Genomic DNA, 26753 nt, shown 5'->3' on the forward strand with positions numbered 1-26753 from the left:
GCCTGAGGGGAAACGTCGATCGGGATGAAACAAGCCCTCAATCGCCGTCCCTTGAGACAAACGGTTTCGCGGAGCGGTCAGGTCTAGCCGAAACGCACACTCAATACCCACGGTCATCCGGGCTTGGCCCGGACCGCTCCGCGCCTCCTCACCCACTCGCCAGCGAAGGGCCGAGGTCGAAGAGCCGTGTCTGGGGACAGGCGCATGCGCCTGTCCCCGTCCGCGATCCACAAACAAAAGGCGGCTGGATTGCTCCAGCCGCCCTTCGTGTTTCACGTGAAACACCAAGCTTAAGTGTTCATGCTCTGGAAGAAATCGCCGTTGGTCTTCGACTGGCGCATCTTCTCCAGCAGGAACTCGATGGCGTCCGAAGCGCCCATCGGGTTGAGAATGCGGCGCAGGACGTAGGTCTTCTGCAGCTGGTCGCGCGGGGTGATCAGCTCCTCCTTGCGGGTGCCGGACTTCAGCACGTCGATGGCCGGGAAGATGCGCTTGTCAGCCACTTTCCGGTCGAGCACGATTTCCGAGTTGCCGGTGCCCTTGAACTCTTCGAAGATCACTTCGTCCATGCGGCTGCCCGTGTCGATCAGGGCGGTGGCGATGATCGACAGCGAACCGCCCTCCTCCACGTTGCGCGCCGCGCCGAAGAAGCGCTTGGGGCGCTGCAGGGCGTTGGCGTCGACGCCGCCGGTCAGCACCTTGCCCGACGACGGGACGGTGGTGTTGTAGGCGCGGCCCAGGCGGGTGACCGAGTCCAGCAGGATGACCACGTCGCGCTTATGCTCGACCAGGCGCTTGGCCTTCTCGATGACCATCTCGGCCACTTGCACGTGACGGGTCGCCGGCTCGTCGAAGGTCGAAGCGATGACCTCGCCTTTCACCGTGCGCTGCATGTCGGTGACTTCTTCCGGACGCTCGTCGATCAGCAGCACGATCAGGTAGCATTCGGGGTGGTTGGTCTCGATCGACTTGGCGATGTTCTGCAGCATCACCGTCTTGCCGACGCGCGGCGGAGCGACGATCAGGCAGCGCTGGCCCTTGCCCAGCGGCGCGACAATGTCGATCACCCGACCCGAACGATCCTTGATAGTCGGATCGGGCAGTTCCATGTGCAGGCGCTCTTCGGGATAGAGCGGCGTCAGGTTGTCGAAGTGGACCTTGTGCTTGACGTTGTCCGGGCTCTCGAAATTGATCTTCGAGACGCCGGTCAGGGCGAAGTAGCGTTCGCCCTCGCGCGGCGAGCGGATAGCGCCCTCGATGGTGTCGCCGGTGCGCAGGCCGAACTTGCGGATCTGTGAGGGCGACACGTAGATATCGTCCGGACCCGGAAGATAGTTGGCCTCCGGCGAGCGCAGGAAGCCGAAGCCGTCCTGCACCACTTCCATCGTGCCCGAGCCCGAGATCTCCACGCCTTCCTCGGCCAGGGTCTTCAGGATCGCGAACATCATGTCCTGCTTGCGCATGGAATTGGCGTTCTCGACCTCGAAGGTCTCGGCGAAGGCCAGCAGGTCGGCCGGTGATTTCTCCTTCAGCTCCTGAAGCGACATGGTCTTCAGGCCCATGGCCGCGACCGCGGCGCTGATCTCGGAATCGTCGTCGCCGTCATCGCCGTTGGCGGAGGGGGCCTCGGCGGCCTCGACCGTCGTGTCGATGACGGGTTCCAGCTCGAGGCCAGGTTGGTTTTCGGTTTGGTCGGTCATAGTGACACTCAACGTCGCTCGGCCCGCGAAGGTGCGAGCCGGGCCTTGGTTCTAAATCGGACTCGTCGCGGTGAAGCGGCGAGCGGGTCGCGCCATGACGACGGCGCGTATCGATCGGGGGACAGACCTTCGAAGCGACAGCTCCGGGGGCGCGTCAGGACGAGCGCCGGTCCGTGGGAGGCGGGAACAGGCCGCGAGGCGGCCTGTCTCCCGGATGGGAACCACAAGCGGCCCCGCCGGTCAAGCGAAGCCGCTGCTCACTCGACGCCTACGGCGCTGGACCCACGTCCATGCCGTCGTAGCTCGCCAGGCCTTCCCGTTTCGCGAAAGCGTAAAATTCGGCGTTGCGAGCGTCCAAGCTATCGACCGTATGGTGCTCGACCCGCTCGACGTGCAGCCACCAAACATTTTTCTTGTCCTTGTGGATCTCGACGAAGCGATAGCCCTGATCCCCCAGGATCTTGCCCGCCTGCTCCAAGGCGGGGCGATCGGCGCTGGTGAAGAAATAGCCCCACAGCAGCGGGCCATCGACATTCCAGGGCGAGCTGCTGCGCATGTTCGAAAACATCACTTCCAGCTGCGGCCGGGAAATCTGCGCCGCCTGGGCAGGGTTCGATCCCGCGACCAAGAGCAAGCCAAGCACTGTTGCGCGGAGTGTTTTCAGGGTTCCCATCAGTGGCCCAGGAACTTGGTCGTCACCGACAGCACGATGACGATGGCCGCCAGGAACGGCAGCTCGTTGGTCATCCGCCAGAACTTCTCGGACCGGGTGTTGCTCCCCGCGGCGAACTGGCGGCGGGCCTTGGAGACGAAGCCGTGCCAGGCGAACAGGAAGATCAGGGCCGCGATCTTGGTCAGGGCCCAGGGCTTCAGATAGAAGTCCGGCCCCAGGCGCTGGGTGTCGACCATCGCCAGCAGCAGGCCCATCAGCAAGGCCAGGATCATGGCCGGATTGATGATGATCCGCAGGGTCCGCAACTCGGCCAGCTTGAACACCGCGTCCATGTCGGAGCCGGGCTCCGTCTTCATGTGATAGACGAACAGGCGCGGCAGGATCAGCATGCCGGCGATCCAGGCCATGACGAAGATGATGTGCAGGCCGCGGATCAGGTCGAAGTGACCGGCCAGGAAATCCATCATGCGCACGCTCCCTGCGTGTTCGGACATTGGATGCGATCGCCGCCGCAGCGCCAGGCGCAAGTCGTGACCAGCCGATCCTCGGCGCCGATAGCCGCTTGAACCGCGCGGCCCAGGCCCCGGATGAAGTCGGGGGCGACGCCCAGGGCCGGGACCCGGACATAGGCCGGGCAGCCCGCCTTGATCGCCACCTCGCGATATTCGTGGTCCAGCTCGACCAGGGTCTCGATGTGCTCGGAGACGAAGGCGATCGGCGTCACCACCAGGGCCAGGCCCTGCTGGCTGGCGGCGCGGATCTCGTCCTCGGTCGAGGGACCGATCCATTTCATCGGCCCCACCCGGCTCTGATAGGTCACCCGCCAGTCCCAGCCCTCCCCCAGCCGGGCGGCCACCGCCGCGGCCGTCGCCTCGACCTGCCGCTGGTAAGGATCGCCGGCCAGGATCACCTTTTCCGGCAGGCCGTGGGCCGAGAACAGCAGGCGCGCCGGACCGGGGCGTCCGGTCTTGTCGTAAGCGGCCTCGATCAGGTCGGCATGGGCCTGAACCAGAGCCTCGTCGACCGGATAGCAGCAGACCGTCGAAACGCGGCCCGGCCCCCCGCGGTAGGCTCGGTTCCAAGCCTTCAGAGAAGACCCCGTCGTGGTCGTCGAATATTGCGGATAGAGCGGCAGCAGCACCACCTCGTCCGGCGCGAAGGCCTTGACGGCCTTGGCGGTCTCCTCGGTGAGCGGCTTCCAGTAGCGCATGGCGATGAAGCAGCGGGTCTCGGCGTCGGGGAAACGCACCGCCAGGTCCGCTTCCAGCGCCCTCGCCTGTTTCTCCGTCTCGGGCAACAGGGGCGAACCGCCACCCATCAGCGCGTAGTTTTCCTTGGCCAGCTTCGCACGAGTCCCGGCGATCAGGGCGGCGATCGGATAGCGCAGCGGCGCGGGCAGGCCGATGATCGCCGGATCGCGGAACAGGTTGAACAGGAACGGCCGCACCGCGTCCGGTCCGTCTGGACCGCCCAGGTTGAACAGGACGACGGCGACCTTGCGCCTCTTCCCGGCCAGATCGGTCATTTCCCGGTGACCCGGGCCAGCACCGCCTCGACATGGGCGATCGGCGTGTCGGGCAAAATGCCGTGACCCAGGTTGAAGATGTAGGGACCCTGTCCCCACTGTTCCAGCAACTGGTCGACCCGCGCCAGCAAGGCGTCGCCGCCGGCCCGCAGCAGCAGCGGATCCAGTGCGCCCTGGATGGCTTTCGTCTTCTGGATCGCCTGACCCAAAGCCGCGGAGGCCTGGGTGTCCAGCGCCACGCCCTGGACGGGCGCGGTGCTGGCGTAGGCCTCGACCAGTGTCCCAGCCCCGCGCGGGAAGCCGATCACCGGCGTGGTCACGCCCTTGGCCCGCAGGCCTTCGACGATGGCCGTGTGCGGCTTGGTCACCAGCCGGTCGAACAACGGCTCGGACAAGCCTTCCGCCCAGCTCTCGAACAGCTTCAGCACCTGGGCGCCGGACGCCGCCTGCATGGCCAGGTAGTCGATCGTCGCGTCGACGAGCACCTGGATCAGGGCGTCCAGCTTTTCGGCGTTCTGGTAGGCGAAGGTCCGCGCGCCGGAACGGTCGCTGGAGCCGCCCTCGATCATGTAGGTCGCCACGGTCCAGGGCGCGCCGGCAAAACCGATCAGGGCCCGTTCGGGCTCCAGGGCCGAGCGCACGCGGCTGAGCGTCTCGCCCACCGCGCCCAACGCCTGGCCGGCCTGGCCTGTCAATTCGCGCATCGACTCCATCGACGGCAGGTCGCCCAGCTTGGGCCCCTCGCCCGCCTCGAACCAGACCTTCTGACCCAGGGCCTGAGGGATCAGCAGGATGTCGGCGAAGACGATGGCCGCGTCATAAGGAAACCGCCGCATGGGCTGCAGGGTCACCTCGGCGGCCTTCTCCGAGTTCAGGCAGAAGTCGATGAAGGTCGGCTCGGTCGCCCGGACCGCCCGGTACTCCGGCAGGTACCGGCCGGCCTGGCGCATGAACCAGACGGGCGGGCGTTCGGCCTTATGGCCATCCAGGACGGAAAGGAGCTTGGGCTTTTGGGACGTGCTCATGTCAGGCCTTAAATCCCGTCAGGCCCGTGGGCTCAAGCCCGTATCTCCCCGGAGGCCTTCTTCCCCTTCCTTCTTTCTTTAAGAAGATTTTAAGGAAGATTGTAGGAGATGGTGAGCAAGTGCCTAACGGGGAAAACCCGTTCGCGACGCTACCTGTCACCTGCCCGTCACAAAACCATCCAAGCTCGACCCACATGTGGGCGGCGGGCCTGTGAACTTTGGGGATAGCCTGCTAGCGCTTCGAAATTCCTAATGAAACGTTAAGATGGTGAACGGCGCCGTAACCATGAGCGTTCGCTCATCCCCGCTTTGGGGGAATCGGATTCGCACGGGCTGTGAAGACGATCCGAGACTGGGGATTGTCCGCGATCAACGCGACCGTTTAACACAGGGGCAGTTCGACGCACCGTAACGAGCCGGGATTCACCCCCGCTCATCCCCAGGGGCCAGGCCAGTGGTTAAGCAACCGTTAACGGATGATCCACAGGAAGCTGGCCCGCCTGAGGGCGAAAGGACCGCGCCACGGTTCGCCACCTACTTCCATATCCACCTGGTGTCGGACTCCACGGGCGAGACCCTGAACGCCATGGCCCGGGCCGTCTGCGCCCGTTTCACCGACATCCTGCCGATCGAGCACATCTACGCCCTGGTGCGGTCCACCCGTCAGCTCGACCGCGCGCTGGAGGAGATCGCCGGGGCGCCGGGGGTGGTCATGCACACCATCATCGACCCGAACCTGCGCGCGGCGCTGGAGGAAGGCTGCCGCCGGCTGGAAATGCCGTGCATCGCCGCCCTCGACCCGGTGGTCAGCGCCATGTCGCGCTATCTGGGCGCGCGGATCTCGACCCGGGTCGGCGCCCAGCATGCGCTGAACAACGACTATTTCGACCGGATCGAGGCGCTGGACTACGCCATCGCCCATGACGACGGCCAGGGCGGCCAGGACCTGACCCAGGCCGACGTCATCCTGGTGGGGGTGTCGCGCACCTCCAAGACCCCGACCTGCATCTACCTGGCCCACCGTGGCGTGCGGGCCGCCAATGTCCCGTTGGTGCCCGGCCGCCCGCCGCCCGACGAGCTGTTCACCCTGAAGAACACCCTGATCGTCGGCCTGATGACCTCGCCCGAGCGGCTGATCCAGATCCGCCGCAACCGACTGCTGTCGCTGAAGGAAAACCGCGAGAGCGACTATATCGACACCGACGCGGTGCGGCAGGAGATCATCGCCGCCCGTCGCCTGTTCGAGCGCCAGGGCTGGCCGATCATCGACGTCACCCGGCGGTCGGTCGAGGAGACGGCGGCGGCGATCATCAACCTGCTGTCGGGCGGCCGCGGCCAGGTCGAGGTGCTGGGATGACCGGTTCATCGCGCCCCCCTGTCACCCTGGCGTCCAAGAGCGCGGCCCGCCAGGCGATCCTGCGCAACGCCGGCGTCACCTTCGAGGCCGTCGGCTCCGGCGTCGACGAGGACGCCGCCAAGGCCGGCCTGCTGGCCGAGGGCGCCTCGCCGCGGGAAGTGGCCGACGCCCTGGCCGAGCTGAAGGCGTTCAAGGTCTCGACCAAGCGCCCCGGCCTGGTGATCGGCTCGGACCAGACCCTGGATCTGGACGGCGTGCTTTACGACAAGGTCGACACCGTCGAGGCCGCCCGCGAACGGCTGGTCCAACTGCGCGGCAAGGTCCACAAGCTGCACTCGGCCGTGGTCGTGGCCCGCGACGGCCAGCCGATCTGGCGGGTGGTCGAGACCACGAAGCTGTCGGTCCGCAGCTTCAGCGACGCCTGGCTGGATGGCTACCTCGAGCGTAACGCCCCCGACATCCTGTCCTCGGTCGGCTGCTACTTCCTCGAGGGCGAGGGCGTGCAGATGTTCGACCGCATCGACGGCGACTATTTCGCCATCCTGGGCCTGCCGGTCGTCGGCCTGTTCGATTTCCTGCGTCTGCATGGAGCCCTCGAGTCATGAGCGTGACGGGTGCGGCCGTTGTGGCCGGCGTCTGCGGCCAGCCGATCCGCCATTCGATGAGTCCGATGATCCACAACGCCTGGATCGCCGCGGCCGGGCTGAACGCCGCGTACGTGCCGTTCGCCCCGGGGGAGGACAATTTCGAAGCCTTCGTCGAGGGCCTGCGCGGCGGCGCCATCCGCGGTCTCAACGTCACCATCCCGTTCAAGGAACAGGCCCTGGCCTGCGCCGACCGCTGCAGCGACCTGGCCAAGCTGGCCGGCGCCGCCAACCTGCTGGTGTTCGAGGCCGACGGGACGATCACCGCCGACAACACCGACGGTCCGGGCCTGCTGGACGCCATCGCCGTCCAGGCGCCGGGCTTCGACCTGACCGTCTCATCGGTGGTCGTCCTCGGGGCCGGCGGCGCGGCGCGCGGCGCGGCCGCCGCCCTGGCCCTGGCCGGCGCGCCCCGCGTCAGTATCGTCAACCGCACCTTCGCCCGGGCCGAGGCCATCGCCCGCTCGATTGGCGGCGTGATCGAGGCGGCGTCGGACGACGAGCTCGACGTCCTGCTGGCCCAGGCGGGCTTGGTGATCAACGCCACCTCCCTGGGCCTGGGCGGCGGCCCCGGTCCCGCCGCCCGCCTGGAGTTGACGCCGGAAACCGCCGTGGTGGTCGACATGGTGTACAAGCCGCTGCGCACCGAGTTCCTGCGGCGGGCCGAGGCGGCCGGTCGCCGGACCGTGGACGGGCTGGAGATGCTGCTGCGCCAGGCGGTTCCCAGCTTCGAGGCCTTCTTCGGCTCCGCCCCGCCGGCCGGGGTCGATGTCCGGGCCCTGGCCCTGGCCCAGCTGGGCGAGGCGGCCCGATGATCGTCGTTGGCCTGACCGGCTCGATCGGCATGGGCAAGTCGACGACCGCCCAGATGTTCATCGCCGAGGGCGTGCCGGTCTATGACTCCGACGCGGCGGTGCACGCGCTCTACGCCAGCGGCGGGGCGGCGGTCGCCCCGGTCGAGGCGGCCTTTCCGGGCGTGGTGGTCGACGGCGCCATCGACCGCGCCCGGCTCAGCGCGGCGGTGATGGGCGATTCCGAAGCCCTGGCGGTGCTGGAGTCGATCGTTCACCCGCTGGTCGGCGCCCACCGGATCGGTTTCTTCGAGGACGCCCGCGCCCAGGGCGCCGACATCGTCGTGCTCGACATCCCCCTGCTCTACGAGACCGGTGGCGAGACGAAGGTCGACAAGGTGGTGGTGGTCTCGGCCCCCGCCGACCTGCAGCGCCAGCGGGTGCTGGCGCGGCCAGGCATGGATCCGGCCAAGTTCGAGGCCATCCTGGCCCGCCAGACGCCCGACGCCGAAAAGCGGGTCCGGGCCGATTTCGTCATCGACACAGGCCGCGGCCTGGAGGCCGCCCGCGACCAGGTCCGCGACATCCTGACTCGCCTGCACGCCTCGGCTCCGCTTGAAGGTGGCGGCGAACAGGCCCATTAAATCGCGATGGCGCGGGAAATCATCCTCGATACCGAAACCACCGGGTTCGACCCCAAGACCGGCGACCGCCTGGTCGAAATCGGCTGCATCGAGGTGGTCGACTTCATGCCCACGGGGCGGTCGTTCCACGAATATTGCGATCCCCTGCGCGACATGCCGGCCGAGGCCGAGAAGGTGCACGGCCTGTCGTCGGCCTTCCTGACCGGCAAGCCGAAGTTCCACGAGATCGCCGACCGCTTCCTGGAATTCGTCGGCGACAGTCCGGTGATCGCCCACAACGCCGCGTTCGACCGGCAGTTCGTCAATTTCGAGCTGGAGAAGTGCGGCCGCGCGCCGGTGCCCGAGAGCCGCTGGGTCGACACCCTGGCCATGGCCAAGAAGCGCTTCCCGGGCATGTACAACTCGCTCGACGCGCTGTGCAAACGCTTCAAGATCAGCCTCGACAGCCGGGACAAGCACGGGGCCCTGATCGACGCCCACCTGCTGGCCGAGGTCTATCTCGAACTGCAGGGCGGCAAGGAGCGGGCGCTGGAGTTGACCCAGGTGGTCGCCGCCACCGCCGTCTCGGCCGCCCGCGCCGGATCGTACGGCGCCCGGCCCCGGCCGCTGGCCCCGCGCTCGACCGAGGAAGAGCGCCAGATCCACGCGGCGTTCGTGCGCAAGAACCTCAAGGACAAGGCCGTCTGGATCCAGTTCGGCGTGGGCGTGGTGGTCGCGGAAGGCTGAGGTTGGTCGCGTTTGCGGCTCCATCACTTGCCCCCTACGGACCGCTTCGCGGTCGTCTTCCCCCAGAAGGGGAAGAACGCTCCGGTGCGAAGGCTCCGCCCCCTCTGGGGGCGGACAGACCGCGAAGCGGTCAGGTGGGGGCCAGTGTTCGCGGGCACGATCTCTCATCCTCACGCGGCTGGCCGCTGAGCTATCGGAAAGGACGCGGAGCGCCGGACATCGTCCGGAGTGTTTGAGTAGTAACCGTTTTCGACGAAGCCCGATCGCTCCGCGCGGTCGTTATCCGGAAGCCCGCGGCGCTGAGCCCTGTTGGGGCCTCGCCGCCTTGAAGCCTCCGACGGGCGGNNNNCCAGAGACGCGAGGTTTGGTCCAAAAGGACCGCCGACAGAGCTTCCCGCTCGATCGCCCCCCGCCGCCGCATCGGTCGCTGGCCATGCGCCCTTTCCCCGCGTCGAGGTGAGGTCAGGATACGGGTGGTTTGGGAGGGTGAGGGGCATAAAGATTTAGGCTCGGGATATCAGTGGCTTGCCGCGAGATGAGCGGGGACGCGCACTCATGGCAAGGCCTCGCCGATCGATCCGCGACCGTGGGGTGAGTGCGTGTCCCCACCGTCATCCACGGGGCCACGGGGGCTTCGACACAAAGCTCGGCGGACGACTTTGGGGACACGCACTCACGGCCAGCGCCCTGCAACCCGGCCGCCCCCCTGCCGTGAGAGCGCGTCCCCGGCCGCGACCGCCAACCGCCGCCCCATCCGGGGCGGAAGCGGGCTTGGGCCAAGCAAGCCTTTCGAAGGTCTCGCAAGGGTGAAAGTCGTTACCTCCCCCTTCCGTAGGGAGAGGGATCTGAAGTCCGCTCGGTGTCGAAAGCTGAAGTCGACGCGCTGCGGCCCCGCGGACGACGACCAGACTAGACCAACAAATCCGCCGTCACCGGCGCGTGGTCGCTTGGCCGCTCCCATTCGCGGACCGTGTCGTGCACCTTGGATGACACCTTGCCGTCGACGATCGCCGCGTCGCGCAGGCCGGGGCTGGCCAGGATGTGGTCCAGGCGCAGGCCGCGGTTGGACTTGCGGAAGTCGGCGGCCCGGTAGCTCCACCAACTGAACAGCTTTTCGGGTTCCGGCATGGCCAGGCGCGGCAGGTCCAGCAGGTCCAGCGACTTGATCATCGCGTCGAAGGCTTCGAGCTCGGCCGGCGTGTGGCTGACAACCTTCAGCATCTGGCGGTGACTCCAGACGTCGTTTTCGCCGGGCGCGATGTTCAGGTCGCCGGTGACGATCAGCGGCGCCTTGGGATCACGCTTCTTCAAAGCGGCGGTGAGGGTCTCATAGAAGTCGAGCTTGTGGTCGAACTTCGGGTTGCCGATGCGGTCGGGCGTGTCGCCGCCCGCTGGGATGTAGAAGTTCTGGATGTCGACGCCGGCCACCTTGACCGCAACGCAGCGGGCATGGCCCTCGCGGCAGTTCATGAGCGTGGGCACGTCCTCGAACGGCAGGCGCGAAGCGATGGCCACCCCGTGCCAGCCCTTCTGGCCCATGATCTTGATATGCGGCAGGCCCATGGCGACAAAGGCCTCGCGGGGGAACTCGCCCTCCTGGCACTTGATCTCCTGCAGGCAGAGCACGTCGGGCGCCTGCTCGTCGACGAAGCGGGCGGCCTGCTCGGCGCGCAGGCGGACGGAATTGACGTTCCAGGTGGCGATACGAAGGCGCATGCCGTTCCTCTAGGGCCTGCGACCGCCGGTCCACAACGAAAAACGCCCAGGCGCTGAGCGCCTGGGCGAAAGTCGGGTCTCTCATGCCGCCGCCGGGAGGGGATAGGTCCGGCACGGTTGCGAAGAGCGGGTCGGGCGCTCCTCGCCATGCGTGTTAAATCTGCCACGGCGAGAATCTAAGTCAAGAACAATCGCGTTAACATCTTGCATGTTGTGAAATTGTCGCATTTCGGCTGCGCCGGCAGGGCTTTATGCAACTACGGCTTGCCGACCCGGCGGCGCGGATCGGTAAGGACGAACAATTTCGGGTCCAGGCCGGCGGTGTTCTCGAAGTCGACCAGCCGCACGCGGGTCTCCCCGCCCTTGACGTCGGTGACGGTCCAGCCAGTCAGGGCCGGGGCGTTACTGAAGTTCAGGGCGATGCGGCCCAGGGTCTGGCGCTTGGCGTCGACGGCGGTGATCGTGAAGCCGTCGGCCAGCTTGCGCACGCCGGTGATGACCACGCCGCGGTCGAGCCGCACCTCGCGGGCCAGCAGCAGGTTCAGCGGCGTGCGGCTGAGCGGATAGCTCTCGAAGGTCTTCAGCCGGCTGTTGAAGATGTTGACGGCGCTGCCGTTGCTGACCACCAGCAGGCCGCCCGGACCGTCATAGGCGAAACGGGCCTTGCCGGGGCGCTGCAGGTAGAAGGTCCCCTGGGTCTGGGCGCCGCGCGAGTCGGTCTGGACAAAGCGCCCCTTGGCCGAGCTCAGGGTCTGGATATAGGCCGTGGCCTTGTCGACCAGGGCCTGCTCCTCGGGCGTCAGCGGCGCGGCGGCGGGCCGTGACGCGGCCAAGGCCTGGCCCGACAGGGCGGCGGCCAAGCCGAAGCCGGCGGCGGCGAGGATCAGGCGGCGGGTCGGGGTCGTGGTGTTCATGCGATCTCCTCGAGAGCGTTCCGCAAAGGTGTGCGCGGCTTTGCGAACGGAACGCCCGTCACGGTATGTCCAACCTTTGCCCTGCCCATGCGACGAGCGAAAGGCCGCCGCGGGACCATTTTCCGGCGCTCCGATGAAGCGCCGTTCAGGTTCGGGAGGTTGGGAGCGAGGAGAACGCCGACAAACGGCCCAGGTTTCAGGTCTTCCCGTGGAGCCAATTCCTCGTCCTTCGACAGGCTCAGGATGAGGAATTCGAATGCGGCCGCTCAGTAGCCCTCATCCTGAGCTTGTCGAAGGATGAGGGCGGGCCCGCAAACGCCCCTACATCGGCGGGGGCGGCGGGGCCAGGATCTCGCGCTTGCCGGCGTGGTTGGCGGCGCCGACCACGCCCTCCTTCTCCATCCGCTCCATCAGCGAGGCGGCGCGGTTGTAGCCGATCTGCAGACGGCGCTGGATGTAGCTGGTCGAGGCCTTGCGGTCGCGGGTGACCACGGCCACGGCGTGGTCGTAGAGGTCGTTGGCCCCGCCCTCGCCGGCGAAGGCGCCCTCGATGGCCTCTTCCTGCTCCTCGTCGCCGCCGGCCGTGACTTCCTCCAGGTAGTTGGGGATGCCCTGGTCGCGCAGGAACTTGGCCACCGCCTCGACCTCGCCGTCGCTGACGAACGGGCCGTGCAGGCGGGTGATGCGGCCGCCGCCGGCCATGTACAGCATGTCGCCCTGGCCCAGCAGCTGCTCGGCGCCCTGCTCGCCGAGGATGGTGCGGGCGTCGATCTTGCTGGTGACCTGGAAGCTGATCCGGGTCGGGAAGTTGGCCTTGATGGTGCCGGTGATGACGTCGACCGACGGGCGCTGGGTGGCCATGATCAGGTGGATGCCGGCGGCGCGGGCCATCTGGGCCAGGCGCTGGACGGCGCCCTCGATGTCCTTGCCGGCCACCATCATCAGGTCGGCGACCTCGTCGATGACCACCACCAGATAGGGCATCGGCTCGGGGCGGATCTTCTCGGTCTCGTAGATCGGCCGGCCGGCGTCGTCGAAGCCGGTCTGGACGGTCCGCTCGAAGTGCTCGCCCTTCTCCAGCGCCTCGACGGCCTTCTCGTTGAAGCCGCCGATGTTGCGCACGCCGATCTTCGACATCCGCCGGTAGCGGTCCTCCATCTCGCGCACGGTCCACTTCAGGGCCACGACCGCCTTCTTGGGATCGGTGACGACCGGGGCCAGCAGGTGCGGGATGCCGTCATAGACGGAAAGCTCCAGCATCTTCGGGTCGATCATGATGAAGCGGCACTTCTCGGGCGGCAGCTTATAGAGGATCGACAGGATCATGGCGTTGACGCCGACCGACTTGCCCGAGCCGGTGGTGCCGGCGATCAGCAGGTGGGGCATCTTGGCCAGGTCGGCGATATAGGTGTCGCCGCCGATCGTCTCGCCCAAGGCCATGGGCAGGATGTGGCTGGCCTTGTCGTAGTCGGACGAAGACAAGAGGTCGCGCAGATAGACCGTCTCGCGACGCGAATTGGGCATCTCGATGCCGATGGCGTTGCGGCCCTGGGCCACGGCGACGCGGCAGGAGATCACGCTCATCGAGCGGGCGATGTCGTCGGCCAGGGCCACGACCCGGGCCGTCTTGGTGCCGGCCGCCGGCACCAGCTCGTACATGGTGACCACCGGGCCGGGGCGGATCTGGTCGATCTGGCCGCGCACGCCGAACTCGGCCAGCACGCTTTCCAGCAGGCGGGCGTTCTGGCGCAGGGCCTCCTCGTCGAACTCGGCCGAGCGCGGCTTGGGCTTGGCCAGCATGGCCAGCTCGGGCAGCTGGAAGCCGCCTTCGTCCTCGAAGTCGAAGGCCTTCTGCTGCTCGCGCTGCTCGCGGGGGTTGGACTTGGCCGGAACCTTGGGCTGGGCGATGGCCAGGGGGCGGACCTCGAAGCTGGGCTCGAAGGCGTCGTCGTCGTCGACCGGCGGCGGGGCCTTGGCCGGCTTGGCGGCGGCCTTGCGGGGCGCGGCTTCAGGTTCGATCTCGATCACGGGCGCGGCGGCCTTGCGCGGGGCTTTCGGACGGGCGGCGGGCTCGGGCCGGGCGACCGGCGCCGGCTCGGGTGCGCGCTGGCGCGGCTGCATCAGGCCGTGGACCAGGTCGCCGACCGCCTCGGGATCGATCCGGCGGACGCCAATGGCGTAGCCCAGGGCCACGGCCGCGCCGATCGCCAGCAGCAGGGCGGCGATCAGGTGGGCGCCGGGCAGGCGGGCGAAGGCCAGCAGCCCGGCCAGCAGGTTCAGCACCCCGTCGCCCCAGAACCCGCCCAGGCCCTTGGCCAGCGGCCAGGCGGCGGGACGCGGCGGGGCGGCCAGCAGGCCGGCCAGGGCCAGCAGGCCCAGGCCGCCGACCAGGGCGCGGATCCGCAGGTCGCGGCGATGGGCGGCCGGATCGGGCTGGGTGACGCGCGACAGGCCGAACACCAGCATCAGGGCGGCGGCCATCCAGCCGGCCAGGCCCATCGACTGCATGACGACGTCGGCCAGGGCCGCGCCGGCCCCGCCCAGCGCATTGGTGGCCGGCAGGCCGGTGGCGGCGTTCAGGCTGGGATCGGCGGCGTTGTAGGTGGCCACCGACAGCAGCAGCCCCGCCCCGACCACGCAGATCACCCCGCCCCGGAACCGGGCCGACCAGGGCTGGGCCCAGCCGTAGCGCACCGCATCCCAGACCAGTTCAACGCTCGATCGCCGCGCCGCTCGCGCCATCAGAAGTCACCTTGCACTCGTAGACCCGGGCAGTTGTGCCCCAAGAGGGTTAAGAGCCGTTTACGCTGATGCTGAGGCCATGCGGTTTGGCGTCGCGGATTGGACGGGGACAGGCGCTCGCCCCGGTATCCGAGACCAGCTTGCATAGGCGTTGCCGCAAGTGCCTGTCCCCACGCTCGCACGGTGCCGGAGGAACAAGAACAAAAAGAGAACATACGTCCGGACTCGACGTGGCCGGGAGTCATTCTGGAGCGTAGCCCGCCGCTGTTGGCGGGTCAGTGGGTGCGGTCATGGACAAGGAGCTTTTGATTCAGTTGCCGATCATTCTGTCGGCGGTCGCGGGGGTGTTCACCGCCCTGGCGACCTTGGTCTGGGCGTTCCGGCGGAAGCCTTGAGCTTCCGCCGGGGCGGCGCCCGGATTCAGGGTCAGGCGGCCCCCAGATAGTCCTTCTTGCCGATCTCGACGCCGTTCTTGCGCAGGATCGCGTAGGCGGTGGTCAGGTGGAAGAAGAAGTTCGGCTGGGCCTGCCCCTGCAGATAGGCCAGGCCCTTGACCACGCTGGTCTCGCCGCGGCGGGTCAGGGTGATGTCGCGATCCTCGGCGTTGTCGAACCTGGCCGGATCCAGGCCTTCGACATAGGCGACGGCGCGGTCGATCCGGGCGATCAGGTCCTCGAAGGTGGTTTCGACGTCGTCCCAGGCCGGAACCTCCTCGCCGGCCAGGCGCGCGGCGCAGCCCTTGGCGAAGTCGGTGGCGATCTGCACCTGGCGCAGCAGCGGGAACATGTCGGGGAACAGCCGCGCCTTCAGCAGGGCGTCGGGGTCCAGCTTGCGGGTCTCGACATGGGCGGCGGCCTTGGTCAGCACGCCCCTCAGGCCTTTCAGACCCTGGACGAAGACGGGGACGCTGGCCTGGTGGATGGTGAGGGTCATGGGGACTCCGGGGAGAGAGAGGTCGGGTGGTCTTAGGCTGCGTCGCGACGGGGCGAAAGCGTCGCGCAACCCCGTTCCCGGACACGTCGAGGCGGACGGCGCCGACAAATCGATGCGGGATCAGGCCGCCGCGTCCTCGGCGTCGTAACGCGCCCGGGCGACGCGGATGTCGGCGTGGTTGCGCTCGGCCCAGGCCACCAGCGCGGCCACGGGCTCCAGCAGCGAGGTCCCCAGCGGCGACAGGCTGTATTCGACGCTGGGAGGCTTGGTCGGAAACACCTGGCGATCGATCAGCCCGTCGCGCTGCAGGTCGCGCAGGGTCTGGGTCAGCATGCGCTGGGAGATGTCGGGCACCGTACGGCGCAGGACGCCAAACCGGCGCGGCCCGGCGGCCAGGGCGATCAGCAGCAGGGTGCTCCACTTGTCGCCCAGCTGATCGAGCACGTCGCGGACCGGACAGGCGGCCGGACTGAGGTCGTTCGACGACATCCAGCCCTGGAAGCCCTGGACCAGGCTGGCCGCCGCGGCGGTGGGCGGGTTCGTCGCGGGCGGTTCCCTCAAGCTGCCTATCTCCCGTCAAACTGCCGTCTTTACGGCGGCGACCCAGTCTCACATCTACACGTGGTCTCATTTGGAGACCACCGAAAAGGATGAACCCGATGAACGCCTCCCCTCCCCGCCTGCTGGTCACCGGCGCCGGCGGCCAACTGGGCCGTCGCGTGGTCGAGCTGCTGCTCGAGGCCGGCGCATCGAACATCGTGGCGGCCAGCCGCGACCCTTCGAAGCTGGCCGACCTGGCGGCGCGCGGCGTCGAGACCCGGCGCGTCGACTTCGACGAGCCCGCCGCCCTGCCCGCCGCCTTCGCCGGTGTCGAGCGCCTGCTGCTGGTCAGCACCGACAGCCTGGACCAGCCCGGCCGGCGCATCGCCCAGCACCGTGCGGCGATCGCCGCCGCCCAGGCCGCCGGCGTCCGGCACCTGGTCTACACCTCGGCGCCCGGCGCGCGGCCCCAGGCGGGCGGCGGGGTGATCGACGACCACTTCTGGACCGAGCAGGCCCTGGCCGCCAGCGCCATCCCCGGCTGGACCATCCTGCGCCACAACCTCTACGCCGAGCTGCTGCTGATGGGCGCGGGCCCGGCCGTGGCCAGCGGCGCGCTCTATTCGGCCACCGGCGGAGCCGGCCGAGCCTATGTCAGCCGCGAGGATTGCGCCCGCATCGACGCCGCGGCGCTGCGCCAGGGCGAGGGCCGCCGGATCCTCGACGTCTCGGGCCCCGCCGCCGTCACCCAGGACGAGATCGCCGCCCTTTACGCCCGGCTCTCCGGCAAGCCGGTGACCCACCACGCCCTGTCGCCCGACGCCCTGCGCCAGGGCCTGCTCGCCGCCGGCCTGCCGTCGGGCCTGGTCGAGGTGCTGGTCGACTTCGACGTCGCGGCCGCCGAGGGCCAGCACGCTGTCGTGACCGATGCGGTCGAGCGCCTAACCGGCAAGCCGCCCGTCTCGGTCGCGGCCTTCCTGGAGGCGCATCGCGCGGCGCTGGTTTGATCCCCTGCGTCCTTCGAGGCCCGCTGCGCGGGCGCCTCAGGATGAGGAACTCTGTGCTGATTTCCTCATCCTGAGGTGCGAGGCGAAGCCGAGCCTCGAAGGACGCACGGCGTAGCCGCAACGGAACGGGCGCGTCAGCGCGGGGTTTCTCAAGGGTTCAATTCACTCCCTCAAGGAGCTTCCCCATGAAAGTCAGCGACGCGATGACCAGCCAGGTCTCCACCGCCGCCCCCACCGACACCGTGCGCAAGGTCGCCCAGGTGATGGCCCACGTCGAAACCGGCGCCGTGCCGATCGTCGAGAACGGCAAGGTGGTGGGCCTGGTCACCGACCGCGACATCGTCCTGCGCGTGGTCGCCGAGGGCCGCAGCTTCGACAGCCCCATTTCCGAGGCGATGAGCGAAGGCGAAGTCCAGAGCGTGCGCGAAGACGATGTCCTGGCCGACGCCACCGCCAAGATGGCCAGCCACCAGATCCGCCGCCTGGTCGTGCTCAACGAGGCCGGAAACCTGACCGGCATCCTGTCGCTGGGCGACGTGGCCAAGGACTACGGCGCCAAGCAGGTGGGCAAGACGCTGGAGGAGATCTCGCAGGAGGGCGGCGAGATGGCGGCCGCCCACTAGGGCCGTTTCAGCGCCCGGGCCAGGGGGGTGATCTTCGACCAGTCGAAGGGGATCACCACCAGGCCGCCGCCAACCGGCGCGCCGTCGAGCGCCTTTACCGGCGCGACCATCATGTCGGCCACGGCCAGCATGGCTTTCCGTCCGGCGGGCGTCGAGTCGCCGGTGGCGACGCATTGGGTCAGGCGCCTCTCGGCCGAAACCCGGCACTGCAACACGCTGATGCCGGACGTCATGTCCACCCCGTCCAGAGCCGGCAAGGTCTGGGCCAACCAGGGCGATTCCTCCCACTCCAGCGCGTGCAGCGTGCAGAACTGATCCGGCTTTTCCGCCGTCGCGCAGGGGACGGCGTTTTTGGTCTTCGGCAGAACGCCGAGAGTCAGCGCCAGGGCGTCGCTGCCGGCCAGAAAGCCGCTGGGCGGCGGTGGCTTGCCTATGGCGTTGAAGATGATCGGCACGATGACCCGGTTCCGGGTCGGATCGTTCACGTCGACCGTCTTGGGGTCGATGCGGAAAATGCGGCCCAGCTTCAGGGCGGCCTCGCCGAACGGGTAGCTGGCCGGGAATTCGTCGACCACACGGCAATTGTCCAGCAGGCCCTTGGCCGTCACGTCGCAATCGATGATCGCGCGACCGGGCTGCGCGTCGCGCTGGGCCTTCTCCGGATAATACTTCGCCATGTCCTGGCCGGTCGGCTTGTGCAGCCAGTCCGAGCCCTTGGGCCAGTTGGACTTCGGGTCGGCATGCGCGTGGCCAGACACGAGCGCGACAACGGTCGCGACGATGAAAATGGTGCTGCGCGCCATGTGATCCCCCGAAGCGCGAAATTGTACGGCTTCAGCAGAAAAGGCAATCGTGGGTCGTTCCGTCGGAAGGCGGCGGGCGCGCCACGAAAAAAGGGCGGCCCGACGAGGAGCCGCCCTTTTCGTATCTCAGGTTCGAAGTTCGCCTAGACCAGCGAGCTGTCGATGCCCTTGCAGGCTTCCATCAGGCCCTTCACGGACTCGACGGACTTGGCGAACATCGCCTTTTCTTCGTCGTTGGTTTCGAACTCGATGACCTTCTCCGCGCCGCCGGCGCCGATCACGACCGGCACGCCGACATAGAGGCCGTCCAGGCCGTATTGCCCGGTCAGGAAGGTGGCGCACGGCAGGACGCGCTTCTTGTCCTTCAGGTAGCTGGTGGCCATGGCGATGGCGCTTTCAGCCGGAGCGTAGAAGGCCGAGCCGGTCTTCAGCAGGGCGACGATCTCGCCGCCGCCCTTGCGGGTGCGGTCGACGATGGCGTCCAGCTTTTCCTGGGTCAGCCAGCCTTGCTTGACCAATTCCGGCAGCGGCAGGCCGCCGACGGTGGAGTGACGGACCATCGGCACCATGTCGTCGCCGTGGCCGCCCAGGGTCCAGGCGTGGATGTCTTCCACCGACACGCCGGTGGCCTCGGCCAGGAAGTAGGCGAAGCGGGCCGAGTCCAGGACGCCGGCCATGCCGATGACCTTTTCCTTGGGCAGGCCCGAGAACTGCTGCAGCGCCCAGACCATGGCGTCCAGCGGGTTGGTGATGCAGATGACGAAGGCGTTGGGGGCGTGGGCCTTGATGCCTTCGCCGACGGCCTTCATGACCTTCAGGTTGATGCCCAGCAGGTCGTCGCGGCTCATGCCCGGCTTGCGCGGCACGCCGGCGGTGACGATGCAGACGTCGGCGCCCGCGATGTCGGCGTAGTCGTTGACGCCCTTCAGCGTGATGTCCTTGCCGAACACGGCCGAGGCTTCGGCGATGTCCAGGGCCTTGCCCTGGGGGGTGCCTTCGGCGATGTCGAACAGCAGGATGTCGCCCAGCTCCTCGCGCGCGGCGATGTGGGCCAGGGTGCCGCCGATCATGCCGGCGCCGATGAGGGCGATCTTCGCGCGAGCCATGGGGTCTCCGTCAAGGCTGTGGACGAGAATGTCGGGCGCGGTCTACGCCCGCAGCGGCTCAGTCTCAAGCCCTCTTTCCCGTTTCGCCGCGGTGCGGCAAGACTGCCTGGACGACGGCTCGGGACACCCTTGGGGAGACGCGGGATGAGCAAGACCGATCCGGGGAACCATTTCGAGGACTTCAGGCTCGGCCAGGTCATCGTCCACGCCACCCCGCGCACCATCACCGCCGGCGACGTGGCGCTGTACACGGCGCTTTACGGCCCGCGCTTCGCGCTGTTCTCGTCCGACGTCTTCGCGCGCGACTGCGGGCTGGAGACCGCCCCGGTCGACCCGCTGGTCGCCTTCCACGTGGTGTTCGGCAAGACCGTGCCGGACATCAGCCTGAACGCGGTGGCCAATCTCGGCTACGCCGAGGGCCGGTTCCTGGCGCCCGTGCATGTCGGCGACACCCTGTCGGCCCGGTCCGAGGTGATCGGGCTGAAGGAGAACGCCAACGGCAAGACCGGCGTCGTCCATGTCCGCACCACCGGCGTGAACCAGCGTGGCGTGGCGGTGCTGAGCTATGTGCGCTGGGTGATGGTCAGGAAGCGCGACCCGGCGGCGAGGGTCGAGGGGGCGTCGGTTCCGCAGCTGGCCGACGCCGTGGCGGCCGGCGACCTGGCGCCGCCGCCGGGCCTGGATTTCAGGCGCTACGACTTCGCTCACGCCGGCGCGCCGCACGCCTATGAGGACTACGCCATCGGCGAGAAGATCGACCATGTCGACGGCATGGTGGTCGAGGAGGCCGAGGCGCAGATGGCCACGCGGTTGTGGCAGAACACCGCCAAGGTCCACTTCAACCAGTTCGAGCGCGGCAAGGACCCTTCCGGCCGGCGGCTGGTCTATGGCGGGGTGGTGATCTCGACCGCCAAGGCCCTGTCGTTCAACGGCCTGCAGAACACCGGCCTGATCCTGGCGATCAATGGCGGGCGCCATGTCGGCCCCTATTTCGCCGGCGGCACGGTGTTCGCCTGGTCGCAGGTGCTGGACAAGGCCGAGCTGTCGCCGACCGTCGGAGCTCTGCGCCTGCGGCTGGTGGCCACCGTCGACCGGCCCTGCGCCGACTTCCCGGACAAGGACGAGGCGGGGGCCTATGCGCCCGGCGTCATCCTCGACTTCGACCATTGGGCGGCGGTTCCGAAACGTGGCTGAGTTCATCCTCGACCCGGCCTTCGCGGCCACCTCGGCGCCGCTGGGCGACCTGCCGCTGTGCCAGGCCCGCCTGCAGCTGGACGCCCGCTATCCGTGGGTGGTGCTGATCCCGCGCCTCGCCGGGCTGCGCGAGCTGGAGGACCTGTCCCCGGCCGACCGCGCCCGGCTGGTGGAGGAGACGGTGCTGGCCGGCGCCGCCGTCCGCGCGGTGGCGCGCGCGCTAGATCTGGCGGTCGACAAGCTCAATATCGGCGCCCTGGGCAATGTCACGGCGCAGCTGCATGTCCACGTGCTGGGCCGGCGCACCGGCGATCCGGCTTGGCCGGGACCGGTCTGGGGTCATTCGCCGGGCGAGGCCTATGGGCCAGAAGCGGTGGAGCGGGCGATCGCGGCGGCGAAGGCGGCGCTGTCCGTCTAGGCCTATCGACGCTTCTTCCGGCTCGACCCCTTGGCCGCCTTGCCCTTGGCGCTCTTGCGCGAGGCGACGGCCTTGCCCTTGCCGCCCTTCTTGCCCTTGGCCGCCGTGGCCTTGCCGCCCTTGCGGGCGGCGGCGGCGCACTTGGCCTTGGCGGCCTTCAGCGCCTTGCCCTTCTTGCCCCGGGTCGAGCAGGCCGGGGCCTTGGCCGGCGCGGCGGCCACCACGCGCGGCGGAGCCGGGCGGGCGCCCCAGACGACCGGGCCGCGACCCGCCGGGACATAGCCGGGCGGTACGGTCGCCTGGGCCACGCGATGGGCGGTGATCGGGATCTCGGTCCCGTTCTCGTTCAGCTTGCCGGTCCACGCGCCGTCGCCGCGAGACGTCAGGTCCAGGGTCGCGGATTGGCCGGAGCGCGGCGTGAAGCGGGCGAGAAAGCCGCCGCCGGAGCGCTCGAGGCCATCGATCAGGCCGGTGGAGCCCACCGCCCCCGGGCGGCGCAGGTCGCGCCAGGCGCCCTCCAGGGTGTCGCCGCCGACCTTGTCGACGATCTGCAGCCGGTAGAGCGTCGCGCCGTCCGGCCCCTCGATCGACCAGCCGCCGTCCAGCGGTCCCTGCAGGCCCTGGGCGGCGAGGATCGAACCCTTGACCCGCAGGTCGTAGGCCTCGGCCACCGGCACGTAGCCGCCCTGGGGGATCGTGTGGCCGGGCAGCTCGTCGGGGTCGGGCGTCGGGATCGGCAGGACGGTCGGCTTGTGCGGCGGGGCCGGCGGCTGGGGCGCGGCGTCCTCCTCGTCGGTGGTCTGGGGCCCGCTCTGGGAGATCAGGTCGGCCAGGGGGTCGACGGCCTGGTCGGCCGAGGTCGCCGTATCGGCGGCCGGCGGGGCGGCCACGACGGGGACGGCGTCCGGATCGGCGGCGGCCGCTGGGGCCGCCGGGGCGGGCGGGCTGGCGGCGGGCGCGGTCGGAACCGGCGCGGTCACGACCGGCGCCTCCTGGGCCCAGGCCTGGCCGGGAAGGACGGGAGCGGCGGAAAGGGCCAGCAGGAAGATCAGGAGCGCGCGCATGAGGGGCTTTGACGGTCTTTCAGGTCTAGGCGGCCGAGCGTTCGGCGATGGCGGCGGCGATCGCCACCAGCCGTTCGGCCTGAACCAGGTGCAGGCGTTCGGCCATCTTCCCATCGACCCGCAGGGCGCCCTTGCCGGCGTTCTCGGGCGCGGCGAAGGCGGCGATCACCGCCTGGCTCCAGGCGATCTCGTCGGCGGTGGGCGAGAAGGCGCGGTTGCAGACGTCCAGGTGCTTGGGGTGGATCAGGGTCTTGCCGTCGAAGCCGAAGTCGACCGCCTGGCCGCAGACCGCCTCCAGGGCGGCCAGATCGTCGATGTCGTTGTGCACCCCGTCCAGGATGGTCAGGCCGTGGGCCCGGGCGGCGGCCACCGACAGCGACAGGATCGGCAGGAAGGCTTCGCGTCCCGGCGTCTGGCGGGCCCGCATCTCCTTGGCCAGGTCGTTGACCCCCATCACCCAGCCGCTCAGCCGGGTGGCGCGCGCGGCGGCGGCGATCTCCCACAGGTGGAAGGCGGCCTTGGCGGTCTCGATCATCGTCCACAGCCGGGTGTGGACCGGGGCGGCGTGCAGGGCGGCCTGGTAGGCGTGGACGTCGGCCGCGTCATTGACCTTGGGCACGAGCACCGCGTCCGGCCCCGCCTCGGCGACGGCCTTCAGGTCGGCCTCGCCCCAGGGGGTGTCCAGGCCGTTGGTGCGGACGACGATCTCGCGCGGGCCGAAGCCCCCGGCCTTGACCGTGGCCACGGCGGCTTCGCGGGCGGCGTCCTTCATGTCGGGAGCGACGGCGTCCTCGAGGTCCAGGATGATCACGTCGGCGTCCAGCGTGCGCGCCTTGTCCACCGCCTTGGCGTTGGAGGCGGGCATGTAGAGGGCGCTGCGGCGCGGTCGGGCGAGGTCGGACATGAGGCTCCCGCGAGACGTCTTGCTCTTGCGCTTCCTCTTAAGCACCGGAACGCCGCCGCCGGAAGCCATCACGCGCCGCGACGGCGAAACGGGCCCCAGATTCCCCGGTCGAAATCCCCGGAATGGGGTTAAGCTCACCGCATGACCACGCGTTATGACGACACCGCCAAGAACGTCCTGGGCCAGGAGCTGCAGCCCTGCTCGCTGAATCCGGTGACCGGCTTCTACCGCAACGGCTGCTGCGAGACCGGACCGCACGACCTGGGCCTGCACACGGTCTGCGCGGTGATGACGGCCGAGTTCCTGGCCTTCTCGGCGGCCACCGGCAACGACCTGTCGACCCCGCGCCCGGAATTCGCCTTCCGCGGCCTGCTGCCGGGCGACCGCTGGTGCCTGTGCGCCGGCCGTTGGAAGGAGGCCCTGGACGCCGGCGTCGCCCCGCAGGTGGTGCTCGAGGCCACCCACGAGGAGATGCTGGCCGTGGTGACGCTGGGCGTGCTGAAGGACCACGCGGTGGCATGATCGTCTCGGCCGAGGCGTTCGTTCGGCTGCGGACCAGCCAGGATCCCGCGGATCAGCGCCGGGCGACTCATGAGCCGGCCGAATTGGGGGTCTGGCTGGAGGTGATCGATCGTCATCCGGAGATGAAGTCCTGGGTGGTGCACAACAAGACCGTCCCCCTGGAGGTTCTCCGCATACTGGCCGACGACCAGGACCCTCGGATCCGCCGGGACGTGCTGCGCAAGAACAAGGTGCTCAGCCGAAACAAGATCGACCGGCCGCTGGTCGAGAAGTTCGCGCGCGACCCTGACGAGGAGGTTCGAGCGGACCTGGCGGAAAACCGCGACGTCCCACGCGACATCCTTGAGCGGTTGGCCGAGGACCTTTCGTCCTGGGTCTACGTCAAGGCGCGCGAGCGCTTGGTCGAACGGGCTCGGGAAGAGGCGGCTGAGGCCTAGACCAAAGGTTTCAGCTCCCCGAGCATCGTCGGGATCAGTTCCGACACGGTCGGGTGGATGTGCACCGCCCGCTGGATCACCGTATAGGGGGCCCTGGCGTACATCAGGTCGATCAGGCCGTGGACCGCCTCGTCGCCGTTCAGGCCCAGGATCGCCGCGCCGAGGATCTGCCTGGTCTCGGCGTCGACGACCACCTTCATGAAGCCTTGCGTCTCGCCCTTCTCGACCGCCCGCCCGACGCGGGTCATCGGCCGCTGGCCGACCAGCAGCGGCCGGCCAGTGGCGCGGGCCTCGGCTTCGGTCATCCCGACGCGGCCCAGGGGCGGGTCGATGAACAGGCCATAGCAGGGGATGCGGTCGCTGACCTTCCTGGGATCGTTGTCCAGCAGGTTGGCCGCGACGATCTCGAAGTCGTTGTAGGCGGTGTGGGTGAAGGCGCCCTTGCCGTTGCAGTCGCCCATCGCCCAGACGCCGGGGTTGCTGGTCTTCAGCTGGTCGTCGACCACCACATCGCCGCGCTTGTCCAGGTCTATGCCGGCCTTGTCCAAGCCCAGGTCGTCGGTGTTGGGCCGGCGACCGATGGCCAGCAGCACGTGCGAGCCCACCACCTGGGGCGCGCCGTCCTCGCAGGTGACATGGACGCAGACACCCTCGTCGCCGCCCTCGGTCACCGCCGGCGCGAAGCTGATGCATTCGGCGTTGAGGCGGATGTTCACGCCCTCGGCCTGGAGGATCTGGCGCACCGCGTCGGAAATTTCCGGGTCCTCGCGACCGATCAGCCGCGGGCCCATCTCGACCACGGTGACCTGCGCCCCGAAGCGCCGGTACATCTGGGCGAACTCCAGGCCGATATAGCTGCCGCCGACGATGACCAGGTGCTTGGGCAGGGTCTCGACTTCCATCATGCCGACATTGGTCAGGTACGAGACGTCGTTCAGCCCAGGCATGTCCGGCGCATTGGCGCGGCCGCCGACATTGAGGAAGATCTTCGGGGCGGTCAGCAGGTCGTCGCCGACCCGCACGGTGTCGGCGCTCTCGAACCGGGCGTGGCCCCGGAACACCGTGCAGCCCTTCATGCCGCCCAGCCACTTTTCCAGGTTGCCGCGGGCGTTGAGGGTGACCGACCGGGCCCGATCATGGACCCGCTTCATGTCCACCCCGACCTCGCCCTGCAGGACGACGCCGTAGTCGGCCGACCGCCGCGCCAGGTGGGCGGCGTAGGCGCTGGCCACCAGGGTCTTGGTCGGCATGCAGCCGGTGTTGACGCAGGTCCCGCCGATGTCCTGGCGCTCGACCAGGGCGACGGTCCAGCCGGCGTCCGTCAATCGTCCGGCCAGGGCCGGGCCCGCCTGGCCAGCCCCGATGATGATGGCGTCGAAGCGCTGCGTTTTGGAATTGGGGGCGGCCATGGGTCAGACGGCCGAGACGATCAGGGCCGCGCCGCCCACGGCGACCACGTCTTCCAGCAGGCCGGCGGGCAGGTCGCGGCCGAACGCCTTGGCCAGGCGGCCGCGGACGTCCGCGCCGCCCAGCGTGCCGATCACCGCGCCGACCGCGCCGGCGACGGCCCCGCCGATCCAGGCGTCCTGGGTCGCGCCGATGGCCGCGCCGCAGAATGCGCCGCTCACGATCCGCGTTCCGAACTGCACCGGGACCTTGCGGCTGGGGGTCTTGGGCAACTGGTCGCCGACCAGTTCCAGGACGGCCAGGGCGGTGAACGTCCAGGGCGCGATCGCGCCGCCCAGCCAGGCCAGCGGCCCGCCCTGCAGCGGGATCAGGCCCAGATGCGCGCCCCAGGCGACGGCGGCCGGGGCGGTCATGGCGCGAAGGCCCGCGACGACCCCGAGCAGCAGGGCGAACAGATAGAGCGACATGCGGGCCTCCGGCGTTCAAGCGCCGCCGTCATCTGCCGCGCCGCGCGATCAAACCGCAAGGGCGACCGGTGTTCTTGGACGTTTCGGCTCTGGCCGGCGCCTGGACGTCCTTCGAGGCTCGGCGACGCCTCGCACCTCAGGATGAGGATTTCAGCAAGACGCTCCTCATCCTGAGGCGCCGCGAAGCGGCCTCGAAGGACGCACGACCTCAGCCCAGGGGGTATTCCGCTTCCAGCCGATAGGCCGAGCCCTCGCTGGTCCGCCAGCTGGAATAGAGGCCAAAGCGGTCGACGCGGAACGGCGGCGAATGCAGCAGGTTGTTGGCCTGGATCCAGGCGGCGACCTCGGGAACGGCCGGCCGCTTCAGATAGGCCAGGGTGACGTGCGGGGTATAGACCCGGGCCTCCGGCTTCAGGCCGGCCCGGCGGGCGGCGCTCTCGTTGGCCTTGGCCAGATGGCGCAGGTCCCGGTTCTCGGCGAGCCCGGCCCAGACCGCGTGGATCTCGACGCCTTCGCCGAAATGGCCGACGCCCTGAAGCTCGAGGTCCAGGGCCGGGGCCTGGATCCCCCGCAGTTCCTCGTCCAGGTCGGCGGCGGTGGTTTCCTGCACGTCGCCGATGAACTTCAGGGTGATGTGGAACGCCTGGCGCGGCCGCCAGCGCGCCCCCTCGATCCCGTGCTGGCGTGGCAGGAGACGGTCTCCGACCTCGGTCGGAATAGCGACGGCGGTGAACAGGCGGATCATGAGAGGGGTTTACAGGATCCTCCCCCTATGGGCAGGGGAATCGCATATGGATTTTTGGTCCGAACGGGATTCTGAGGGTGTCTCCTTGTGAGAGGGAGACGGTCGGATGGAGACGTTCGCGGCTTG

General features: G+C 68.9%; 28 protein-coding genes and 1 pseudogene. 11 read left to right on the plus strand and 18 right to left on the minus strand.

Going from position 1 to position 26753, the window contains the following annotated elements; translation table 11 throughout:
- Positions 1-290 precede the first annotated feature (290 nt).
- The 5 genes from rho to hemE form a co-directional block, all read right to left on the minus strand.
- The gene (rho, locus tag ASD47_RS17995; RefSeq protein ID WP_056759471.1) at positions 291-1700 is read right to left on the minus strand and encodes a transcription termination factor Rho; all 1410 of its coding nucleotides are present in this window, start codon (positions 1698-1700) and stop codon (positions 291-293) included.
- Positions 1701-1968: 268 nt separating this feature from the next.
- Positions 1969-2373, minus strand: coding sequence for a ribonuclease E inhibitor RraB (locus tag ASD47_RS18000; RefSeq protein ID WP_082564676.1), 405 nt, complete (start codon positions 2371-2373; stop codon positions 1969-1971).
- Positions 2373-2840, minus strand: a complete 468-nt coding sequence (locus ASD47_RS18005) for a CopD family protein (protein ID WP_056759475.1) — start codon at positions 2838-2840, stop codon at positions 2373-2375. Before ASD47_RS18005 ends, ASD47_RS18000 begins: the two co-directional genes overlap by 1 nt.
- The gene (hemH, locus tag ASD47_RS18010) at positions 2837-3898 is read right to left on the minus strand and encodes a ferrochelatase (RefSeq protein WP_056759477.1); all 1062 of its coding nucleotides are present in this window, start codon (positions 3896-3898) and stop codon (positions 2837-2839) included. Before hemH ends, ASD47_RS18005 begins: the two co-directional genes overlap by 4 nt.
- Positions 3895-4923 carry a uroporphyrinogen decarboxylase gene (hemE, locus tag ASD47_RS18015; protein WP_056759479.1) on the minus strand — a complete coding sequence of 343 codons (1029 nt, stop codon included), beginning with the start codon at positions 4921-4923 and terminating at the stop codon, positions 3895-3897. The genes hemH and hemE overlap by 4 nt, the downstream gene beginning before the upstream one ends.
- Before the next feature lie 454 nt (positions 4924-5377).
- On the opposite strand from hemE, the gene ASD47_RS18020 reads away from it, so the two are divergent.
- Genes ASD47_RS18020 through dnaQ form a run of 5 tightly spaced genes read left to right on the plus strand, consistent with a single transcriptional unit; the run spans position 5378 to position 9085 of the window.
- Entirely contained in the window at positions 5378-6280 is a 903-nt protein-coding gene (locus ASD47_RS18020; protein WP_056759481.1) for a pyruvate, water dikinase regulatory protein, read from the plus strand.
- Positions 6277-6885: a Maf family protein gene (locus ASD47_RS18025; RefSeq protein ID WP_056759483.1), complete on the plus strand. Its 609-nt coding sequence runs from the start codon at positions 6277-6279 to the stop codon at positions 6883-6885. The genes ASD47_RS18020 and ASD47_RS18025 overlap by 4 nt, the downstream gene beginning before the upstream one ends.
- Complete coding sequence (gene aroE, locus ASD47_RS18030; RefSeq protein ID WP_056759485.1) at positions 6882-7739, plus strand: shikimate dehydrogenase; 858 nt, start codon at positions 6882-6884, stop codon at positions 7737-7739. Before ASD47_RS18025 ends, aroE begins: the two co-directional genes overlap by 4 nt.
- On the plus strand, positions 7736-8359 hold the full coding sequence (coaE, locus tag ASD47_RS18035; RefSeq protein ID WP_056759487.1) for a dephospho-CoA kinase: 624 nt from the start codon (positions 7736-7738) through the stop codon (positions 8357-8359). Before aroE ends, coaE begins: the two co-directional genes overlap by 4 nt.
- A 6-nt stretch (positions 8360-8365) precedes the next feature.
- Positions 8366-9085, plus strand: coding sequence for a DNA polymerase III subunit epsilon (gene dnaQ / locus ASD47_RS18040; RefSeq protein WP_056759489.1), 720 nt, complete (start codon positions 8366-8368; stop codon positions 9083-9085).
- Between the two features lie 909 nt (positions 9086-9994).
- Here dnaQ and ASD47_RS18045 read toward each other — a convergent pair.
- The 5 genes from ASD47_RS18045 to ASD47_RS18065 all read right to left on the minus strand — a co-directional run bounded on the left by ASD47_RS18045 (position 9995) and on the right by ASD47_RS18065 (position 15951).
- Entirely contained in the window at positions 9995-10801 is an 807-nt protein-coding gene (locus ASD47_RS18045; RefSeq protein ID WP_056759491.1) for an exodeoxyribonuclease III, read from the minus strand.
- A gap of 257 nt (positions 10802-11058) precedes the next feature.
- Positions 11059-11715, minus strand: a complete 657-nt coding sequence (locus ASD47_RS18050) for an outer-membrane lipoprotein carrier protein LolA (protein ID WP_056759493.1) — start codon at positions 11713-11715, stop codon at positions 11059-11061.
- Positions 11716-12036: 321 nt separating this feature from the next.
- On the minus strand, positions 12037-14457 hold the full coding sequence (locus ASD47_RS18055) for a DNA translocase FtsK (protein WP_056759496.1): 2421 nt from the start codon (positions 14455-14457) through the stop codon (positions 12037-12039).
- A gap of 426 nt (positions 14458-14883) precedes the next feature.
- Complete coding sequence (locus ASD47_RS18060; protein ID WP_056759498.1) at positions 14884-15390, minus strand: DUF1993 family protein; 507 nt, start codon at positions 15388-15390, stop codon at positions 14884-14886.
- Positions 15391-15510: 120 nt separating this feature from the next.
- Complete coding sequence (locus ASD47_RS18065; RefSeq protein WP_056759500.1) at positions 15511-15951, minus strand: helix-turn-helix domain-containing protein; 441 nt, start codon at positions 15949-15951, stop codon at positions 15511-15513.
- A 98-nt stretch (positions 15952-16049) separates the two neighbouring features.
- Between ASD47_RS18065 and ASD47_RS18070 the strand changes: the two genes are divergently transcribed.
- A complete protein-coding gene (locus ASD47_RS18070; RefSeq protein WP_056759533.1) occupies positions 16050-16937 on the plus strand; it encodes an NAD(P)H-binding protein in 888 nt (295 codons plus the stop codon).
- A gap of 2 nt (positions 16938-16939) precedes the next feature.
- Here the strand turns inward: ASD47_RS18070 and ASD47_RS27045 are convergent.
- Positions 16940-17058 (minus strand): annotated as a pseudogene (locus tag ASD47_RS27045) (hypothetical protein); the annotation flags it as partial.
- A 64-nt stretch (positions 17059-17122) separates the two neighbouring features.
- Here ASD47_RS27045 and ASD47_RS18075 point away from each other — a divergent pair.
- Complete coding sequence (locus tag ASD47_RS18075; protein WP_056759502.1) at positions 17123-17560, plus strand: CBS domain-containing protein; 438 nt, start codon at positions 17123-17125, stop codon at positions 17558-17560.
- On the opposite strand, the gene ASD47_RS18080 is transcribed toward ASD47_RS18075, so the two are convergent.
- Positions 17557-18363 (minus strand): TonB family protein, encoded by an 807-nt coding sequence (locus tag ASD47_RS18080; RefSeq protein ID WP_056759504.1) that lies wholly within the window; start codon positions 18361-18363, stop codon positions 17557-17559. The genes ASD47_RS18075 and ASD47_RS18080 overlap by 4 nt on opposite strands.
- A 143-nt stretch (positions 18364-18506) precedes the next feature.
- On the minus strand, positions 18507-19469 hold the full coding sequence (gene mdh / locus ASD47_RS18085) for a malate dehydrogenase (RefSeq protein WP_056759506.1): 963 nt from the start codon (positions 19467-19469) through the stop codon (positions 18507-18509).
- A 144-nt stretch (positions 19470-19613) separates the two neighbouring features.
- Here mdh and ASD47_RS18090 point away from each other — a divergent pair, with 144 nt between their 5' ends.
- Both ASD47_RS18090 and ASD47_RS18095 read left to right on the plus strand, forming a co-directional pair.
- Positions 19614-20663 carry a MaoC family dehydratase gene (locus tag ASD47_RS18090; protein WP_056759508.1) on the plus strand — a complete coding sequence of 350 codons (1050 nt, stop codon included), beginning with the start codon at positions 19614-19616 and terminating at the stop codon, positions 20661-20663.
- Positions 20656-21081: an HIT domain-containing protein gene (locus ASD47_RS18095; RefSeq protein WP_056759511.1), complete on the plus strand. Its 426-nt coding sequence runs from the start codon at positions 20656-20658 to the stop codon at positions 21079-21081. The genes ASD47_RS18090 and ASD47_RS18095 overlap by 8 nt, the downstream gene beginning before the upstream one ends.
- Before the next feature lie 2 nt (positions 21082-21083).
- Here the strand turns inward: ASD47_RS18095 and ASD47_RS18100 are convergent, their stop codons facing one another.
- The gene (locus ASD47_RS18100) at positions 21084-22145 is read right to left on the minus strand and encodes a hypothetical protein (RefSeq protein WP_056759513.1); all 1062 of its coding nucleotides are present in this window, start codon (positions 22143-22145) and stop codon (positions 21084-21086) included.
- Positions 22146-22170: 25 nt separating this feature from the next.
- Positions 22171-23049 carry a CoA ester lyase gene (locus ASD47_RS18105; RefSeq protein WP_056759515.1) on the minus strand — a complete coding sequence of 293 codons (879 nt, stop codon included), beginning with the start codon at positions 23047-23049 and terminating at the stop codon, positions 22171-22173.
- 141 nt (positions 23050-23190) lie between these two features.
- Between ASD47_RS18105 and ASD47_RS18110 the strand changes: the two genes are divergently transcribed.
- Both ASD47_RS18110 and ASD47_RS18115 read left to right on the plus strand, forming a co-directional pair.
- Positions 23191-23571 (plus strand): DUF2237 family protein, encoded by a 381-nt coding sequence (locus ASD47_RS18110; RefSeq protein ID WP_056759518.1) that lies wholly within the window; start codon positions 23191-23193, stop codon positions 23569-23571.
- Positions 23568-24008 (plus strand): hypothetical protein, encoded by a 441-nt coding sequence (locus ASD47_RS18115; protein WP_056759520.1) that lies wholly within the window; start codon positions 23568-23570, stop codon positions 24006-24008. The genes ASD47_RS18110 and ASD47_RS18115 overlap by 4 nt, the downstream gene beginning before the upstream one ends.
- Here the strand turns inward: ASD47_RS18115 and ASD47_RS18120 are convergent.
- From ASD47_RS18120 to thpR, 3 genes are all read right to left on the minus strand, one after another.
- Positions 24005-25417: an FAD-containing oxidoreductase gene (locus ASD47_RS18120; RefSeq protein WP_056759522.1), complete on the minus strand. Its 1413-nt coding sequence runs from the start codon at positions 25415-25417 to the stop codon at positions 24005-24007. The two genes, ASD47_RS18115 and ASD47_RS18120, sit on opposite strands and share 4 nt — an antisense overlap.
- Before the next feature lie 3 nt (positions 25418-25420).
- The gene (locus ASD47_RS18125) at positions 25421-25882 is read right to left on the minus strand and encodes a DUF4126 family protein (RefSeq protein WP_056759524.1); all 462 of its coding nucleotides are present in this window, start codon (positions 25880-25882) and stop codon (positions 25421-25423) included.
- A 208-nt stretch (positions 25883-26090) separates the two neighbouring features.
- A complete protein-coding gene (gene thpR / locus ASD47_RS18130) occupies positions 26091-26627 on the minus strand; it encodes an RNA 2',3'-cyclic phosphodiesterase (protein ID WP_056759526.1) in 537 nt (178 codons plus the stop codon).
- Positions 26628-26753: the final 126 nt, after the last annotated feature.

Source organism: Caulobacter sp. Root1472 (assembly GCF_001426985.1).
In the GTDB taxonomy this organism is placed as follows: domain Bacteria; phylum Pseudomonadota; class Alphaproteobacteria; order Caulobacterales; family Caulobacteraceae; genus Caulobacter; species Caulobacter rhizosphaerae.

Bases quoted from the DNA above. Each gene is read 5' to 3' on its own strand.
- rho (WP_056759471.1), bottom strand. From the start codon at position 1,700: ATGACCGACCAAACCGAAAACCAACCTGGCCTCGAGCTGGAACCCGTC.
- ASD47_RS18000 (WP_082564676.1), bottom strand. From the start codon at position 2,373: ATGGGAACCCTGAAAACACTCCGCGCAACAGTGCTTGGCTTGCTCTTG.
- ASD47_RS18005 (WP_056759475.1), bottom strand. From the start codon at position 2,840: ATGATGGATTTCCTGGCCGGTCACTTCGACCTGATCCGCGGCCTGCAC.
- hemH (WP_056759477.1), bottom strand. From the start codon at position 3,898: ATGACCGATCTGGCCGGGAAGAGGCGCAAGGTCGCCGTCGTCCTGTTC.
- hemE (WP_056759479.1), bottom strand. From the start codon at position 4,923: ATGAGCACGTCCCAAAAGCCCAAGCTCCTTTCCGTCCTGGATGGCCAT.
- ASD47_RS18025 (WP_056759483.1), top strand. From the start codon at position 6,277: ATGACCGGTTCATCGCGCCCCCCTGTCACCCTGGCGTCCAAGAGCGCG.
- aroE (WP_056759485.1), top strand. From the start codon at position 6,882: ATGAGCGTGACGGGTGCGGCCGTTGTGGCCGGCGTCTGCGGCCAGCCG.
- coaE (WP_056759487.1), top strand. From the start codon at position 7,736: ATGATCGTCGTTGGCCTGACCGGCTCGATCGGCATGGGCAAGTCGACG.
- dnaQ (WP_056759489.1), top strand. From the start codon at position 8,366: ATGGCGCGGGAAATCATCCTCGATACCGAAACCACCGGGTTCGACCCC.
- ASD47_RS18045 (WP_056759491.1), bottom strand. From the start codon at position 10,801: ATGCGCCTTCGTATCGCCACCTGGAACGTCAATTCCGTCCGCCTGCGC.
- ASD47_RS18050 (WP_056759493.1), bottom strand. From the start codon at position 11,715: ATGAACACCACGACCCCGACCCGCCGCCTGATCCTCGCCGCCGCCGGC.
- ASD47_RS18055 (WP_056759496.1), bottom strand. From the start codon at position 14,457: ATGGCGCGAGCGGCGCGGCGATCGAGCGTTGAACTGGTCTGGGATGCG.
- ASD47_RS18060 (WP_056759498.1), bottom strand. From the start codon at position 15,390: ATGACCCTCACCATCCACCAGGCCAGCGTCCCCGTCTTCGTCCAGGGT.
- ASD47_RS18070 (WP_056759533.1), top strand. From the start codon at position 16,050: ATGAACGCCTCCCCTCCCCGCCTGCTGGTCACCGGCGCCGGCGGCCAA.
- ASD47_RS18075 (WP_056759502.1), top strand. From the start codon at position 17,123: ATGAAAGTCAGCGACGCGATGACCAGCCAGGTCTCCACCGCCGCCCCC.
- ASD47_RS18080 (WP_056759504.1), bottom strand. From the start codon at position 18,363: ATGGCGCGCAGCACCATTTTCATCGTCGCGACCGTTGTCGCGCTCGTG.
- mdh (WP_056759506.1), bottom strand. From the start codon at position 19,469: ATGGCTCGCGCGAAGATCGCCCTCATCGGCGCCGGCATGATCGGCGGC.
- ASD47_RS18090 (WP_056759508.1), top strand. From the start codon at position 19,614: ATGAGCAAGACCGATCCGGGGAACCATTTCGAGGACTTCAGGCTCGGC.
- ASD47_RS18100 (WP_056759513.1), bottom strand. From the start codon at position 22,145: ATGCGCGCGCTCCTGATCTTCCTGCTGGCCCTTTCCGCCGCTCCCGTC.
- ASD47_RS18105 (WP_056759515.1), bottom strand. From the start codon at position 23,049: ATGTCCGACCTCGCCCGACCGCGCCGCAGCGCCCTCTACATGCCCGCC.
- ASD47_RS18110 (WP_056759518.1), top strand. From the start codon at position 23,191: ATGACCACGCGTTATGACGACACCGCCAAGAACGTCCTGGGCCAGGAG.
- ASD47_RS18115 (WP_056759520.1), top strand. From the start codon at position 23,568: ATGATCGTCTCGGCCGAGGCGTTCGTTCGGCTGCGGACCAGCCAGGAT.
- ASD47_RS18120 (WP_056759522.1), bottom strand. From the start codon at position 25,417: ATGGCCGCCCCCAATTCCAAAACGCAGCGCTTCGACGCCATCATCATC.
- ASD47_RS18125 (WP_056759524.1), bottom strand. From the start codon at position 25,882: ATGTCGCTCTATCTGTTCGCCCTGCTGCTCGGGGTCGTCGCGGGCCTT.
- thpR (WP_056759526.1), bottom strand. From the start codon at position 26,627: ATGATCCGCCTGTTCACCGCCGTCGCTATTCCGACCGAGGTCGGAGAC.